16 protein-coding genes are annotated in these 14,568 nt (G+C 67.1%); 2 read left to right on the top strand and 14 right to left on the bottom strand.

Annotation, left to right across the window (positions count from 1 at the left end):
- Nucleotides 1-171: 171 nt before the first annotated feature.
- Together arfB and ACZIYR_RS08345 are read right to left on the bottom strand one after the other, a co-directional pair.
- Nucleotides 172-585, bottom strand: coding sequence for an alternative ribosome rescue aminoacyl-tRNA hydrolase ArfB (gene arfB, locus ACZIYR_RS08350; protein WP_483528874.1), 414 nt, complete (start codon nucleotides 583-585; stop codon nucleotides 172-174).
- A gap of 10 nt (nucleotides 586-595) precedes the next feature.
- On the bottom strand, nucleotides 596-1,264 hold the full coding sequence (locus ACZIYR_RS08345; RefSeq protein WP_483528873.1) for a hypothetical protein: 669 nt from the start codon (nucleotides 1,262-1,264) through the stop codon (nucleotides 596-598).
- A gap of 304 nt (nucleotides 1,265-1,568) precedes the next feature.
- On the opposite strand from ACZIYR_RS08345, the gene ACZIYR_RS08340 reads away from it, so the two are divergent.
- Together ACZIYR_RS08340 and ACZIYR_RS08335 are read left to right on the top strand one after the other, a co-directional pair.
- Nucleotides 1,569-2,471 (top strand): serine hydrolase domain-containing protein, encoded by a 903-nt coding sequence (locus tag ACZIYR_RS08340; protein ID WP_473033323.1) that lies wholly within the window; start codon nucleotides 1,569-1,571, stop codon nucleotides 2,469-2,471.
- A 166-nt stretch (nucleotides 2,472-2,637) separates the two neighbouring features.
- Complete coding sequence (locus ACZIYR_RS08335) at nucleotides 2,638-3,570, top strand: YihY/virulence factor BrkB family protein (protein WP_473033322.1); 933 nt, start codon at nucleotides 2,638-2,640, stop codon at nucleotides 3,568-3,570.
- 87 nt (nucleotides 3,571-3,657) lie between these two features.
- On the opposite strand, the gene ACZIYR_RS08330 is transcribed toward ACZIYR_RS08335, so the two are convergent.
- The 12 genes from ACZIYR_RS08330 to urtB all read right to left on the bottom strand — a co-directional run bounded on the left by ACZIYR_RS08330 (nucleotide 3,658) and on the right by urtB (nucleotide 14,497).
- The gene (locus ACZIYR_RS08330; protein ID WP_483528872.1) at nucleotides 3,658-4,266 is read right to left on the bottom strand and encodes a HupE/UreJ family protein; all 609 of its coding nucleotides are present in this window, start codon (nucleotides 4,264-4,266) and stop codon (nucleotides 3,658-3,660) included.
- Nucleotides 4,267-4,306: 40 nt separating this feature from the next.
- The gene (gene ureG / locus ACZIYR_RS08325) at nucleotides 4,307-4,945 is read right to left on the bottom strand and encodes an urease accessory protein UreG (RefSeq protein ID WP_483528871.1); all 639 of its coding nucleotides are present in this window, start codon (nucleotides 4,943-4,945) and stop codon (nucleotides 4,307-4,309) included.
- A gap of 248 nt (nucleotides 4,946-5,193) precedes the next feature.
- Nucleotides 5,194-5,928 (bottom strand): urease accessory protein UreF, encoded by a 735-nt coding sequence (locus ACZIYR_RS08320; RefSeq protein ID WP_483529062.1) that lies wholly within the window; start codon nucleotides 5,926-5,928, stop codon nucleotides 5,194-5,196.
- Nucleotides 5,906-6,454, bottom strand: a complete 549-nt coding sequence (gene ureE, locus ACZIYR_RS08315; RefSeq protein ID WP_483528870.1) for an urease accessory protein UreE — start codon at nucleotides 6,452-6,454, stop codon at nucleotides 5,906-5,908. The genes ACZIYR_RS08320 and ureE overlap by 23 nt, the downstream gene beginning before the upstream one ends.
- Before the next feature lie 249 nt (nucleotides 6,455-6,703).
- Nucleotides 6,704-8,407: an urease subunit alpha gene (gene ureC / locus ACZIYR_RS08310; protein WP_483528869.1), complete on the bottom strand. Its 1,704-nt coding sequence runs from the start codon at nucleotides 8,405-8,407 to the stop codon at nucleotides 6,704-6,706.
- On the bottom strand, nucleotides 8,404-8,724 hold the full coding sequence (locus ACZIYR_RS08305; RefSeq protein WP_483528868.1) for an urease subunit beta: 321 nt from the start codon (nucleotides 8,722-8,724) through the stop codon (nucleotides 8,404-8,406). The genes ureC and ACZIYR_RS08305 overlap by 4 nt, the downstream gene beginning before the upstream one ends.
- Nucleotides 8,725-8,750: 26 nt before the next feature.
- A complete protein-coding gene (locus tag ACZIYR_RS08300; RefSeq protein ID WP_473033317.1) occupies nucleotides 8,751-9,053 on the bottom strand; it encodes an urease subunit gamma in 303 nt (100 codons plus the stop codon).
- 29 nt (nucleotides 9,054-9,082) lie between these two features.
- Complete coding sequence (locus ACZIYR_RS08295; RefSeq protein ID WP_483528867.1) at nucleotides 9,083-9,976, bottom strand: urease accessory protein UreD; 894 nt, start codon at nucleotides 9,974-9,976, stop codon at nucleotides 9,083-9,085.
- A 245-nt stretch (nucleotides 9,977-10,221) separates the two neighbouring features.
- Nucleotides 10,222-10,920, bottom strand: a complete 699-nt coding sequence (urtE, locus tag ACZIYR_RS08290) for an urea ABC transporter ATP-binding subunit UrtE (protein WP_483528866.1) — start codon at nucleotides 10,918-10,920, stop codon at nucleotides 10,222-10,224.
- The gene (gene urtD, locus ACZIYR_RS08285) at nucleotides 10,920-11,759 is read right to left on the bottom strand and encodes an urea ABC transporter ATP-binding protein UrtD (protein ID WP_483528865.1); all 840 of its coding nucleotides are present in this window, start codon (nucleotides 11,757-11,759) and stop codon (nucleotides 10,920-10,922) included. Before urtD ends, urtE begins: the two co-directional genes overlap by 1 nt.
- Complete coding sequence (gene urtC, locus ACZIYR_RS08280; protein ID WP_483528864.1) at nucleotides 11,756-12,898, bottom strand: urea ABC transporter permease subunit UrtC; 1,143 nt, start codon at nucleotides 12,896-12,898, stop codon at nucleotides 11,756-11,758. Before urtC ends, urtD begins: the two co-directional genes overlap by 4 nt.
- A gap of 3 nt (nucleotides 12,899-12,901) precedes the next feature.
- A complete protein-coding gene (urtB, locus tag ACZIYR_RS08275; RefSeq protein ID WP_483528863.1) occupies nucleotides 12,902-14,497 on the bottom strand; it encodes an urea ABC transporter permease subunit UrtB in 1,596 nt (531 codons plus the stop codon).
- Between the last annotated feature and the right edge of the window lie 71 nt (nucleotides 14,498-14,568).

The raw sequence follows: 14,568 nt of genomic DNA, 5'->3' as shown, positions 1-14,568 counted from the left end.
TCTGGTTAAGGCTGCGAATCGGTTGACGGCCAGTACGGGCCGCGCGTTACGAAGACATCGATTGCAGCATACATAGCGATCACGAATCAGGAAAGGGAGCATTATGTCGCGCGGCGGCTTGCGCTCGCCGAGGGCATTTCGATACGCCCGGCCTCTACCACCTCATTTCACTTACATATCGACCTTGCCTCTCAAGGCCTTGTGCTGGCCACGCTTTTTCTTGCTGTCCAGGCGGCGCTGCTTGGCGCCCTTGCTCGGCTTGGTGGCAATGCGCTTTTTCGGCGCATACATCACGCGTTTGATCAGGGCCTTGAGCCGGGCCAGCGCCTCTGCCCGGTTACGCTCCTGGGTACGATGGGTCTGCGCCTTGATGATCACCACGCCGTCACGGGTGATGCGCTGGTCGCCAAGCGCCAGCAGCTTCTCCTTGATCCCTTCCGGCAGGCTGGAGGCGCGAACATCGAAGCGCAGGTGAATCGCCGTCGCCACCTTATTGACGTTCTGCCCCCCAGCCCCCTGGGCGCGCACCGCCTCCATCTCGACCTCATGGTCGGCAATCCTTACCTGTTGTGAGACTTCCAGCATCGTTTCTCCTTTAATGCTCATCATCCGAGACATCGACATGCCAGTTGGAGAGCCAGGGAATCCCCTGCACCCTGAACCCCAGGCGTCTGAGCCATCGGGCGACGGTCAGGTTAGATTGACGGGTGAGCCAGTAGGCCCGCGGATGAGGCACGAACTCGAGGCCAAACTCCTCACTATAGACCGGCTCGACGCCGGCCTTGTGGAAATGCGCATCCAGCCCTCGCTGCAACCCGACCACTCGCCAGGCATCAGCCTGCAGTGGAAAGGTACGCTCGATGCCTTCCGGCGCCAGCCTTGCCAGTTCGTGAGACCCGGTAGCCAGTTCATCCACCCCGCGCCCCAGCCCGCTGGGGGTCGGCCAGAGCAGGGCCGAGGCTCCCGCCAACAGGTGCCGGCGCCCTTCCACGTACCAGGCCCACTCCCCGTAGCTGTAGCGCACCAGCCCGCCCTGCTGGCGCGGCAACACCAGACTGGCATGGCGGCCATGGTCGAGCAGATAGATCGTGACCGGCTCGGCGGGCGCCGGGGGCGGTATCACGCGCCCCGCACAGCCGGCCAGCAGGATGCCGGCAAGCAGCAGCGACAGGCAGCGCAGGAAGGCGGCCGAGGCCATGTCAGACGGCAGCCCCGGGGTCGTGTTTCGTCCCCTTCGCGGGGCGAATGATTCGACATTGGCCATACTGCCTCTCTTCCAAGGAGCCTGTAGCGCTTGACCAAGCGTGGAGAGATTCGAGGCTCCAGACACCTTAACTCGGGAACCCGACATGCCAAGCCTGCCTCGAAGGTCAGACCGGCAGCTGCAACGGCGGCCCCGACACGGAGTCACCCCGATGCCCAGATCACCGAAAGGCTCTCGCGCTGTGCGTCGCTGGCTGAGCCACCTGGTCATTATGCTGGCCCTGACAGCGACTTACCATGTTCAGGCAGACAATGCAGCCAATAGCGCTAGCGCGTCCGACCGGCGGGCCAGCGCCCTATCCCGCATGGTCGAGCAGGCTGAGGCGCTGCCCCGCCTGCATGCCTTGGTGGTGGCAGATGCCGGCGAGATCGTGCTCGAGCGCTCATTTGGCGGCCCCGGGGTCGAGCAGCCAACCAATGTGAAATCGCTCTCAAAGACGATCCTGGCCGCGCTGGTGGGGGCTGCCATCGAACGGGGTCTGATCGAGAGTCCCGAGCAACCGGTGGTTGAGCTGCTGGGCAACCTGGTGCCCAGCGACGCCGACCCCAGGGTCGGCGAGATCACGGTCGGGCATCTGCTCTCCCTGCAGGCAGGCCTGGAGCGCACCTCGGGTGCCAACTACGGCGCCTGGGTCGCGAGTGGCAACTGGGTGGCCGATGCGCTGTCGCGCCCCTTCGTCGACCGCCCCGGCGGGCGCATGCTCTACTCCACGGGCTCGAGCCACCTACTGTCGGCCGCCTTGACCCAAGCCAGCGGGGAGAGCACCCTCAGCCTGGCCCGGCGGCTGCTGGGCGAGGCGTTGGATATCGCCATCCCCGCCTGGCCTCGCGATCCCCAGGGGATCTATTTTGGCGGCAACGATATGCAACTGTCGCCGCGAGCACTGATCCAGCTCGGCGAGCTCTACCGAAACGACGGCGTGCACAACGGCAGCCGTATCTTGCCCGAGGGCTGGGTCGAGGCCTCGTGGACAGCCCGGGGCACCTCCCCCTGGACCCAGGACGGCTACGGCTATGGCTGGTTCGTGACCCAATTGGCCGGCATCACCGCCTACTACGGGCGCGGCTTTGGGGGCCAGGCGCTGTACGTGATTCCCGAGCGGGCACTGACAATCGCGATCACCTCCGACCCGCTGCCTCCCTCTCCTGGCGGACAGTTCCAACAACGGCTGCATAGGCTGGTGGAGACGCTTCTGGATGCCGAGTGAGACACGGCATCACTGTTGATGTAGCTTTGGCCGACACACTGTCAACTGCATCCTAGCAAGGGGCTTGCCGATCCACTACCAACCGGCAGGGCATCGCAGACATGGCAGTTGACGATCACCGCGGCCCCCTCGACTATGAAGGGGAATCGTCTCCTAAGGCTCGGTGATGACGCGATCCCGCCTACCCGCCACGCGCCATGCTCTCTTCACCCTGCTGCCGCGGGTGCTGCGTTTCCTGTGGCGGGTACTGGCCGCCTTTCTGCGCAATCGCGGCATCTTACTGGCGGGCGGCGTTGGCTATAACGTGCTGCTCTCCATCGTCCCGTTGTTTGCCCTGCTGACCGTACTGCTGACCCAGGTGGTCGACGAGCAGCTGCTCTTTGACGTGCTCGCGGTCCAGGTGGTGCACCTGGCGCCAGCCCATGCCGAGGTGCTGATGGAGGCGGTGCGCACCCTGCTCGACTCCCGCGACGTGATTGGCCTGTTCGGCATCCTGGTGCTGCTGCTCTTCAGCTCCTTCGTGTTTCGCATGCTCGAAGACGCCCTGGCGATCATCTTTCACGCCCCCGATACCCATCACGCCGGGCGCAGCGTCTGGGTCTCGGTGCTGCTTCCCTACGCCTTCATGCTGGTGCTGGGCACGGGGCTGCTGGCCCTGACCCTGCTGGCGACCCTAGCCGACGCCATCAACACCCTCTGGCTAGCGCTCTTCGACCAGACGATGCCGCTGGCCGGCCTCTCCGAGCCGGCCCTCAACCTGTTCAGCTTCATCGGGGTCTTCCTGCTGTTCAGCGCCATCTACAAGGTGCTGCCGGTCGTGCATATCGCCCTGCGGCGCGCCGTGGTGGGCGGTTTCGTGGCCGCCCTGCTGTGGGAAGGGGTGCGCCTGCTGCTGGTCTTCTACTTCGTGAACCTGTCGTTCGTGAACGTGGTGTATGGCTCGCTGGCCACCCTGATCGTGGTGCTATTGAGCCTGGAGGTAGGCGCCATCATCCTGCTGCTCGGCGCCCAGGTGATCGCCGAGCTGGAGCACAATGCGCGCCGCGGACTGCCCTGGTACGTGGACCCGCGCCGGGAAGCCGTCACCCACGTGGACTAGGTGGAGAGTCCCAAGGATCGTCAAGCGGGCCCGTTCGCGAAGCGCCCGGCCGAGGCCGGGCGCTCCGAGTGGAAACACCGGCCGGCATCAGCCCAGGGCGAAGAAGGCCCCGGCGGTGGCGATGGCGACCCCCAGGCCCCGCAGCAGGCGGCTCTGGCGGGCCATCAGCCAGCCGCCCCCCAGGCGCCCGGCGAGGGTGATGGCCAGGGTGGCCAGGGTGAAACCGGCCAGGTAGGCGAGCTGGGAAGCCCCGTGGGGCATCTCGCTGCCATGGGCGTGGCCGTGGAAGAGCATAAAGAGCACGATCACCCCGGCGCCGACGACGGTGGGCACGCTGACCAGGGCCGCGATCAGCACGCCGGCCAGCAGCACGCTCATGGCGATACCGAACTCGACGCCGGGCAGCATCACCCCACCCCAGGCGAAACCGGCGCCGAGCAGCATGCCGGCCGCGGCCAGCAGCGGGGCGCCCAGGCTCAGGGCGCGGGACTGGCGCAGGCTCCAGAGTCCCACGGCGAGCATCGCCAGCAGGTGGTCGAGCCCCAGCAGCGGGTGGGCGAGGCCGGCGGCGAAGCCGCCCTCATGGTGGTGATGGCCCGGGTGGGCCAGGGCCGTGCCGGCCAGCAGCAGCAGGACCGGGGCGGCGGCGAATGCGGCCAGGGCGGCGCGAGAAGCGGTGGTTTGCGGATAGGTCATGAGGGCGATCTCCTTGCCAAGTCGTAGGCGATGCGTTGGTTCAGGCGCTTGCCGTCCGGGCCTCTGGTCGGCGCTCCGGCAGCATGCCGCGTTCGAGAATGAACTGGATGATGGTCTCGAGACCGACGCCGTCGTAGAGGTTGGTGAAGACGAAGGGGCGCTCGCCGCGCATCGTCTTCGAGTCGCGCTCCATCACCTCGAGAGACGCATGCACCTGCTCGGCGATATCGATCTTGTTGATGATCAAGAGGTCCGACTTGGTGATGCCGGGGCCGCCCTTGCGGGGGATCTTGTCGCCGGCGGAGACGTCGATCACGTAGAGGGTCAGGTCGGAGAGCTCGGGGCTGAAGGTGGCCGAGAGGTTGTCGCCGCCGGACTCCACCAGCACCAGCTCGAGGTTGGGGTGGCGCCCTTGGAGCTCGTCGATGGCGGCGAGGTTCATGGAGGCGTCCTCGCGAATGGCGGTGTGGGGGCAGCCGCCGGTCTCCACGCCGAGGATGCGATCCGCGCCGAGCGCCTCGTGGCGCAGCAGGAAGTCGGCGTCCTCCCGGGTGTAGATGTCGTTGGTAACCACGGCGATATCGTAGTGGTCGCGCAGGGCCAGGCAGAGCTGCTTGAGCAGCGCCGTCTTGCCGGAGCCCACCGGGCCGCCGACGCCGATGCGTAAACAATGGGTCATCTTGTCTCTCCTTGGCCGCAGGGCGGCTCTGTCAGGTTTGCAATGCCAGGCCAGTCGCTGCCGAATCCACCTCGCGCGGCCGCTGGCGACTCGGCCGAGGCGACGCGGTCGATCTTCAGGGAAGAAGATCGAGGAAAGCCGGCACAGGGAAGTGCCGTCTTTCCGGCCGCAGGAGACCGGTCGAGGCGCCAGGGTTTCGGACGCGTGGCGTGGTGAGCGCAGCGAGCTGGCCAGGGCAACGCCATCGGTCAACTCCGAAACAACCGCGAATACTGTGTCTCGTGCAGCGCACTGGCCAGCGCCAGGCCGGGCAGCGCCGGGCCGAGTTCGTGATCGTCCAGCGTCAGCGCCTCGTCCACCGCGGCGACCAGCGCCGGGCGCAGCCGCTCGACGATTCGCTGGGCGGCGGTGTGGCCCAGCGGCAGCGCCTTGCAGGCCACCGCCAGCTGGTTCTCCAGCCAGGCCCAGGCGAAGCCGAGCAGCGCCTGGCGCACCGGTATGCCGCGCGCCCGGGCCGCCCAGGCAAACAGCGTCACATAGCCCGCCCCTTCCGGGAGCTCGGGCCCATGACTTGAAACATCAGGGGGCAGCAGCGCCAGGCTGCCCAGCAGCCGCTTGAGCGAGGCCCCGAGCCGCGCATCCTCGGCGGCGAGTTCCGCCGTCTCGCGGTTAGCGGCCAGCCAGGCGTCCCACTCGGCCACCGCCTCGCCGTCGCCTTCCGACCAGGCGGCGTGCAGGCGCGCAAGCGCCGGCAGGTCGCAGCGGGTCAGGCCATCCTCGAGCACGCCTTCGAGCCAGTCGCCGAGGCTCGCCTCGTCGGTCACCCAGCCCAGCTCGAAGGCGCTCTCGAGCCCCTGGGAGAAGGCGAAGGCGCCGATGGGCAGTGCCGGACTGACCAGCTGCAGCAGGCCCAGCAGCGCCAGGTCGTCGCCCGGCGCCCCCTCCACCGGAGACGCCGGCTCAGTGGGCCTGGGGGTGGCCATGCTCATGCTCGTGCTCGTGTTCATGGGCATGCCCGTGTGAATGGCTGTGGGAGTGCCCGTGGCCATGGCTATGAGAGCGTCCGCCCAGCTGCTGGTAGGCGCCGGGCTCCGGGTCGAAGGGGGCCTGGTGGTGCTCCAGGGTGGCGCCGAGCAACGCCGCCAGCTCCTCCAGCACATGGTCCGGCGGAAAGCGCACGTATCCCCCCTTCTCGTCCTCACCCAGCGCCAGCTGCACATGGCGGTTGCCGAGGTGGTAGGCGAGCCGCGCCAGGGGCAGGCCGGCGGCGATGCGCGCGGTGACCACCGGCTCGTCAGCCGCCCTTACCCGCACGATCTCGCCGCTCTCGGCGCCCAGCCCCTCGCCGTCACGCAGCACCGGGCCGCGGTCGAGGAAGAGCCCGAGGTCGCGGCCGGCGTCGCTGGTCGCCTTGAGGCGGCCGCGAATACGCAGTTCATAGGGCAGCGTCAGGGTATCGCTGGCCTGGTCCGCCGCGATGGGACCCAGGCGTTCGGTCAGTTTCAGCATTAGCATCGTCTCGTTGAATTCAGGCTCGGAGCCGAGCAGGCGACAGGTCGGACCCCGTCGAGCCACCTCGCGCGACCGCTGGCAGTACGGTCGAGACGACGCGGTCGATCTTCAGGGAAGAAGATCGAGGAAAGCCGGCACAGGGATGTGCCGTCTTTCCGACCGCGGGAGTCCGACCGGAATGCCAGGGTTTCGGGCGCGTGGCGTGGCGAGCGCGGGGTTCCGAGCATGGCGCCATCCTCGAAGGCATCAGAACAGATGATAGCGCTGGGCCAGCGGCAGCTCGGTGGCCGGCTCGCAGGTCAAGAGCTCCCCATCGCAGCGCACCTCGTAGGTCTGGGGGTCGACGCTGAGCTCGGGGCAGGCGTCGTTGAGCTTCATATCCCCTTTCCTGACGCCGCGCACGTTCTTGCACGCTACCAGCCGGCTGGCGAGGCCCAGCCGCTCCTGGATCCCCGCATCCAGAGCCGCCTGGCTGACGAAGCTGATCCGGGTCTCGCTGGCCGCCCGCCCCAGGGCGCCGAACATCGGCCGGTAGTGGACCGGCTGGGGCGTGGGGATCGAGGCGTTGGGGTCGCCCATGGGGGCCATGGCGATCATGCCCCCCTTGAGGATCAGCGCCGGCTTGACGCCGAAGAAGGCCGGGCTCCAGAGCACCAGGTCGGCGAGCTTGCCCACCTCGATGGAGCCCACCTCGTGGCCGATGCCGTGGGTGATGGCCGGGTTGATGGTGTACTTGGCGATGTAGCGCCGGGCGCGGAAGTTGTCGGCGCCGAGCGCCTGGTCCTCTGGCAACAGGCCCCGCTGCACCTTCATCTTGTGGGCGGTCTGCCAGGTGCGGCAGACCACCTCCCCCACCCGACCCATGGCCTGTGAGTCCGAGGCGATCATGGAGATCACGCCGAGATCCTGGAGGATGTCCTCGGCGGCGATGGTCTCGCGGCGGATGCGCGAATCGGCGAAGGCCACATCCTCGGGGATGTTGGGGTCCAGGTGATGGCACACCATCAGCATGTCGAGATGCTCGTCGATGGTGTTGACCGTGTAGGGCCGGGTCGGGTTGGTGGAGGACGGCAGCACATAGGGCTTGGCACAGGCGGTGAGGATGTCCGGCGCGTGGCCGCCCCCGGCCCCCTCGGTGTGGTAGGTGTGAATGCCGCGCTCCTTGAACGCCGCCAGGGTGTCCTCCACGAAGCCCGACTCGTTCAGGGTGTCGGTGTGGATGGCGATCTGGACGTCGTACCGCTCGGCCACCGAGAGACAATTGTCGATGGAGGCCGGGGTGGTGCCCCAGTCCTCGTGGAGCTTGAGGCCCATGGCGCCGGCCTCGAGCTGGGCCGCCAGGCCCTCGGGCAGGCTGGCGTTGCCCTTGCCCAGCAGGCCGATATTCATGGGCAGTTCATCCACCGCCTGGAGCATGCGGCCGATATGCCACTCGCCCGGGGTGCAGGTGGTGGCCTTGGAGCCGGTGGCGGGCCCGGTGCCGCCGCCCAGCATGGTGGTGATGCCGCTGGCCAGCGCCTCCTCCACCTGCTGGGGGCAGATGAAGTGGATATGGGCGTCGATGCCGCCGGCGGTGAGGATCATGCCTTCGCCGGCGATGACTTCGGTGCCGGGGCCGATGACGATCTCCACGTCGGGCTGGGTATCGGGGTTGCCGGCCTTGCCGATGGCACTGATCCGCCCGGCCTGGATCCCGACGTCCGCCTTGACGATGCCCCACCAGTCGAGGATCAGGGCGTTGGTGATCACGCTGTCCATCACGCTGTCGTCGTCGCGCTGACTCTGGCCCATGCCGTCGCGGATTACCTTGCCGCCGCCGAACTTCACCTCCTCGCCGTAGTGGGTGGCGTCTCGCTCCACCTCGATCCACAGCTCGGTGTCGCCCAGGCGCACCCGGTCGCCCACCGTGGGGCCGTACATATCGGCATAGGCCTGTCTCGAGATCTTCATGACTTGCCTCCTTCCAGCGCACCCATCACCTTGCCGCGGAAGCCGTAGATCTCCCGCTCCCCCGCAAAGGGGATCAGGACCACCTCGCGGGTCTGGCCCGGCTCGAAGCGGATCGCCGTGCCGGCGGCCACGTCGAGGCGATGGCCGCGGGACTTGTCGCGGTCGAAGACCAGCGCCGGGTTGGTCTCGGCGAAATGGTAGTGGGAGCCGACCTGGATCGGCCGGTCGCCGGTATTGGCCACCTCGACGGTGATCCGTTCGCGCCCTTCACACAGCGCGATCTCACCGTCCTGCAACTGATACTCACCGGGAATCATGGCGTTGCTCCCTCCTGCAGCCAGTTTTAGACAATCGGACTATGAACGGTGACCAGCTTGGTGCCGTCCGGGAAGGTGGCCTCCACCTGCACCTCGTCGACCATCTCGGCCACCCCCTCCATGACGTCGTCGCGGCCGAGGATCTCGCGACCGTAGCTCATCAGCTCGGCCACGCTGCGCCCGTCCCGGGCGCCCTCCATGATCTCGAAGCTGATCAGCGCCACCGCCTCGGGGTAGTTGAGCTTCAGACCGCGTGCGCGGCGTCGCTCGGCCAGCTGAGCCGCCAGAAAGAGCATCAGTTTGTCCTTGTCGCGGGGGGTCAGTTCCATGGCGTCCTCTCGTCGGTGAAGGTGGGGAATCAGGTCAGCCAGATCCGCGGGATCTGGGCCTCGAGGCCCAGCAGCCGCGGGCGCAGCACCCGCCAGGCGGCCTCGCAGAGCGACCAGGCCTCCCGGCGCTCATCGCCCAGGTAGCGCAGCAGCAACACGCCGTGGCGCACGGTCACCGCCCAGCGGGGCGAGGCGGGGAGCGACGAGCGCAGCGCCTCGATGGCCTCGGGCTCGTCGTTCAGCCCCACCGCCCAGAGAGTCGCCTGGACGCTGGCGCCCCCCTGCCCCCAGCGCCCCATGAAGCGCGGGTGGGCCGGGTCCAGCGGCTGGCGCTCCAGCCACAGGGACCTGCCGTCGCGGGTGAGGCGAAAGCGCTGCTCGAGGCGACCGGAGCGATAGGGCAGCTCGCTTGCCGGGCGCCCCAGGGCCAGCACCTCCCAGCCCAGGCAGCGGGCGGCGCCGGAAAGCGCCAGGGTGGTGGCCTGCTCTCCCCGGGAGCCGTCGAAGGCGATGGTCTCCTGGGGCAGCCACTCCAGGGTGCCGCCATCGTCGACCGCGAGGTCGGTGGCCTGGCGCCAGGCCACTCCGTGGCTGTCGGCGCGATAGAGCTTGTTGGCCGCCGGCGTGGTGAGCAGCGCCTGGGCGCCCGCCTCGACCCGCGCCGAGATGGTCAGGGCATCGCCGCTGACCAGGCCCCCCGGCGGATGGAGCAGGTAAAGGTGGCAGGCGCCCAGGCGACCCTCCGGGTAAAAGGGGCGCTGGACCCGCAGCGGCCCCTGGTGGCGCGCCCTCGCCAACCTCGTGACTCCATCCCGCGCCTCGAAGCCAAGCTCGAGAGAAGCGTGCCAGCGACGCCCGTCATCGAAGCGATGGCCGGAGTCCGTCAACGGGCTGGCATCCGGGGCTGTCTCAATCGCGGTCATGGGCGGCTCGTGCTTCAGGGTATCTATCCAAGAAGAGCAAGGGACGTACCAGAACGGGCAAGGATTTTTTTTTCTACTTATATTCAGCAACTTGAATCAACACCCAGCTGCACTGCGTCGCTCCGACGCCCCGCCACGGTGCACAGTCAGGGCTCCCCACGCACCCCATAAGTGCACTGGGGCGTGCAGACTGCCCATATAGGTGCACGCACCCTGCCGCCACAGGAGGCGCGGTACAGCATGACCTAGACTGTCAGATGCTCCCTGATCAGGGCATCCGAGAGCTCGGAGATCTCGCCTTTCGCCACCGGCCGTCCCCGGTCCATGATCACGAAGCGATCGGCATAGCGGCAAGCGAAGGGCAGCTTCTGCTCCACCAGCAGCACGGTGAGGCCGTCCTCGGCGATCAGCCGACGGATTACCTCACCGATCTGGGTGACGATATTGGGCTGAATGCCCTCTCCCGGCTCGTCGAGGATCAGCAGGCGCGGCTCGATCACCAGCGCCCGGCCGATGGCCAACTGCTGCTGCTGCCCCCCGGAAAGATCGCCGCCGCGGCGGTGCTTCATCTCCTGAAGCACCGGGAAGAGCTCATAGATGCGCGCCGGAATCGTCCTGCGGCCGTCGCCCCGGGCGGCAAGCCCCGTGCGCAGATTCTCCTCCACGGTAAGCAGCGGGAAGATCTGTCGCCCCTGAGGCACATAGCCGATGCCCAGCCGCGAGCGCGCCTCCACGCGCCGCTTGGTCAGCTCCACGTCGTCGGCGTAGCGGATGCTGCCAGAGGCCACCCTCACCTCGCCCATGATCGCCTTCATCAGGGTGGTCTTGCCCACCCCGTTGCGGCCCATCACGCAGGTGCACTCCCCCGCCGGCACCTCGAGGTCCAGGTCCCAGAGGGTGTGGCTTTCGCCGTAGTACTGATTGAGCTTGTCGATACTCAGCATCACGCCACCTCCTCATCGGCCTCGGCCCCCAGATAGACCTCGATCACCCTCGGGTCGCTGGCCACCTGATCCATGGTGCCCTCGGCCAGCACGCTGCCCTGATGGAGCACCGTCACCTGGCGGGCGATGGAGCGCACAAAGCCCATATCGTGCTCGACGACAACGACGGACTGCTTGCCGGCAAGGCCTGTCAGCAGCTCCGCGGTCCGCTCCATCTCCTGTTCTGTCATACCGGCCACCGGCTCATCGACGAGCAACAGCCTGGGACGCTGCATCAGCAGCATGCCGATCTCCAGCCACTGCTTTTGGCCGTGGGAGAGGATCCCCGCCGACCGGCTTCGCAGCGCGGTGAGGCCAATGGTCACGAGCACCTCATCGATACGATCACGTATTTCGCCGCTCATACCGGCAGTCAGGGTGGGCAGGATGCGCTTGTCGGCGGCCATGGCCAGCTCCAGGTTCTCGAACACGCTGAGCGCCTCGAAGACCGTGGGCTTCTGGAACTTGCGGCCGATGCCGAGACTGGCGATCTCCGGCTCGTTCAGGGTCAGCAGGTCATGGCGGCTGCCGAACCACACCTGGCCCCGGTCGGGCCGGGTCTTGCCGGTGATGATATCCATCATGGTGGTCTTACCGGCCCCATTGGGGCCGATGATGCAGCGCAGCTCGCCGTCGTCGACGGTGAGGTTGAGGTTGTCGATGGCCTTGAAGCCATCGAAGCTGACCGTCACATCTTCCAAGTAGAGGATGGGGCCATGGCGCACGTCCACCGGTGAGGCCGCCGGCACCAGGAAATCGAACACCCGGTCCCGATCGGCAAACGACTTGATCAGGCTCATGCCGATACCTCCCTGCCAGTGGTGGATTCCACGCCGTCATCCTCACGGCGCCGGCGATAGTGGAGCAGACCGGCGATGCCCCGAGGCAGGAAGACCGTGACCAGCACGAACATCCCCCCCAAGGCGAACAGCCAGGCGTCGGGCATCACCCCGGTGAAGACCGTCTTGGCGTAGTTGACCAGGATGGCGCCGATCACCGCCCCGTAGAGGGTCGCCCGGCCTCCCAGGGCCACCCAGAGCACGATCTCGATGGAGAAGATCGGCGAGAACTCACTGGGATTGATGATGCCTACCTGGGGCACGTAGAGGGCGCCGGCCACCCCCGCCAGCATCGCTGACACCACGAAGACGAACAGCTGGAATCGCTCCACCCGATAGCCGAGGAAGCGGGTGCGCGCCTCGGCATCACGGGTCGCCACGCAGACCCGGCCCAGTTTGCTGCCGACGATGGCCCGGCACAGCACATAGCCCAGCGCCAATGCCACCCCGGTAGCGATAAACAACCCCAGCCGAGTGGCATCGCTTCTCAGATTGAAACCAAGAATATCGCGAAAGTCGGTCAGGCCATTGTTGCCGCCAAACCCCATCTCGTTACGGAAGAAGGCCAGCATCAGGGCAAAGGTCAGCGCCTGGGTGATGATCGACAGATAGACGCCGGTAACCCGTGAGCGAAACGCCAGGAAGCCGAACACCAGCGCCAGCAGGCCGGGTGCCAGGAGTACCATGAGAAAGGCGAACCAGGCCATATCGAAGCCGGTCCAGTACCAGGGCAGCGCGTCCCAGTTGAGGAACACCATGAAATCCGGCAGCTCCGGATGTCCGTAGACACCGCGGTCGCCGATCTGGCGCATCAGGTACATGCCCATGGCGTAGCCGCCGAGGGCGAAAAACGCGCCATGGCCGAGGCTCAGGATGCCCAGATAGCCCCACACCAGGTCCACTGCCACCGCCAGCAGGGCATAGCTCAGGTACTTGCCGAAGAGATTGACGGTATAGGCGTTGACATGGAGCGGATGGCCCTGAGGCACGGCCAGATGTAACACCGTTACCAGGGTCATGGCCGCCAGCAGCACGCCGAGGAACAGCTGCGTCGAGCGCTCGCAGAAGGGGCGCGTCAGCCAGAAGTGTGTGGAATGCATCAGTTAGCCCTCCGCCGCCCGGCCCTTCTGCGGAAAGAGTCCGCGGGGGCGCTTCTGTATGAACAGGATGATGAAGACGAGCACGATGATCTTGGCCAGCACGGCGCCCGCCCAGGGCTCCAGCACTTGGTTGATGACACCCAGCGAGAGACCGGCCACCAAGGTGCCCCAGAGATTGCCGACGCCGCCAAACACCACCACCATGAAGGAGTCGATGATGTAGTTCTGACCCAGGTTGGGGCCCACGTTGGTGAGCTGCGACAGCGCCACCCCGGCCAGCCCCGCCACGCCGGAGCCCAGGGCGAAGGTAAGGATATCGACCCGGGTCGCACGGATGCCCATGGAGCGGGCCATGGCACGGTTCTGGGTCACGGCACGCACCTCGAGACCCAGGCGGGTACGGCGCATGATAAGCATCAGGGCGGCGAACACCACCAGGGTAAAGCCCAGCACAACCATGCGATTCAGGGTCAGCGACAGCGCATCGTTGACCACCAGAGAGCCGCTCATCCACTCTGGGGTGATCACGGTGCGGTTCTGCGGAGAGATTACCGTACGTACCAGCTGTTGCAGGATCAGGCTGACGCCGAAGGTGGCCAGCAGGGTCTCCAAGGGGCGCCCCTTGAGGAATTGGATCACGCCGCGTTCGATGGCGATGCCGGCCAGCGCCGCGACCATGAACCCCGCGGGTATCGACAGGATGAGCGCCAGCCCCGGCTGGCCGGGCAGCAGCTGCTGCATCATCCAGGTGGTGTAGGCCCCGAGCATGATCAGCTCGCCGTGGGCCATGTTGATCACCCCCATCACCCCGAAGGTGATGGCCAGGCCAATGGCCGCCAGCACCAGCACCGAGCCTAGCGATAGCCCGAAGTAGAGGGTCTCGGCGGCGCGATTGACCTTGAGCATCTGCTCGATGCCGTTCAGGGCGTTGCGGGCGGCGTCGGCCAGCACCGGGTCGTCGCCTGCCGTCGCCCGGTTGAGGGCGACCCGGACCCGGGAGTGCAGACTGCCCTCCAGGTCGGCCACAGCATCCACCTCGCCCTGCTCCAGGCGGTAGATGGCGAGCGCCTGGGTCAGGCGGCGGCGCACCCGGGCATCCTCCTCGTCCTCGATCAGCTCGGCCAGAGGACCGGCCAGCTCGGCGTCCACTTCACCCAGCAGCCGCTCGGCAGAGGCACGCCGCAGCGTCAAGTCAGCCGAGTAGAGGTCCACCACGGCGATGGCGCTGCGCAGCTGGTTGCGCAGGGCGTTGTTGATGCCGATGCGATCCAGCTCGCGGCGCGACATCTCGCCCAGCGGCTCGCCGGTGAAGGCGTCTGCGACCGGCCATTCGCGGCCGCGATTGTCCAGCACCACCACGAAGCGGCCGTCATCGGTACGCTGCAGGCGACCGTCGAGCAGGGCCTGGAGCCAGTCCCGGGCGCGCTCGTCCTCGCTTGCGACGATGGCCTCGATGGCCTCGCCCTTGGCGGAGAAGCTGTCGACGTCCAGCGCGTCGAGCAGCTCGATGGCCGCCGAGTCGTCGGCCGAGGGCTGAGCCTGGGCGCCAAGCGGCACGGCCAGAAGCACCAGCAGCCAGAATAAAAGGAGACGCCTCATGGGTTCATCCTTTGCATTAGGAAGTCACGAAGTGGGTAAAGCGGGCGTGCGCCCCGGCGCCTTGCGCTTGA

The sequence above is a fragment of the Billgrantia sp. NRB1 genome, from assembly GCF_056921725.1.
This window is presented reverse-complemented; position numbering and strand designations above follow the sequence as displayed.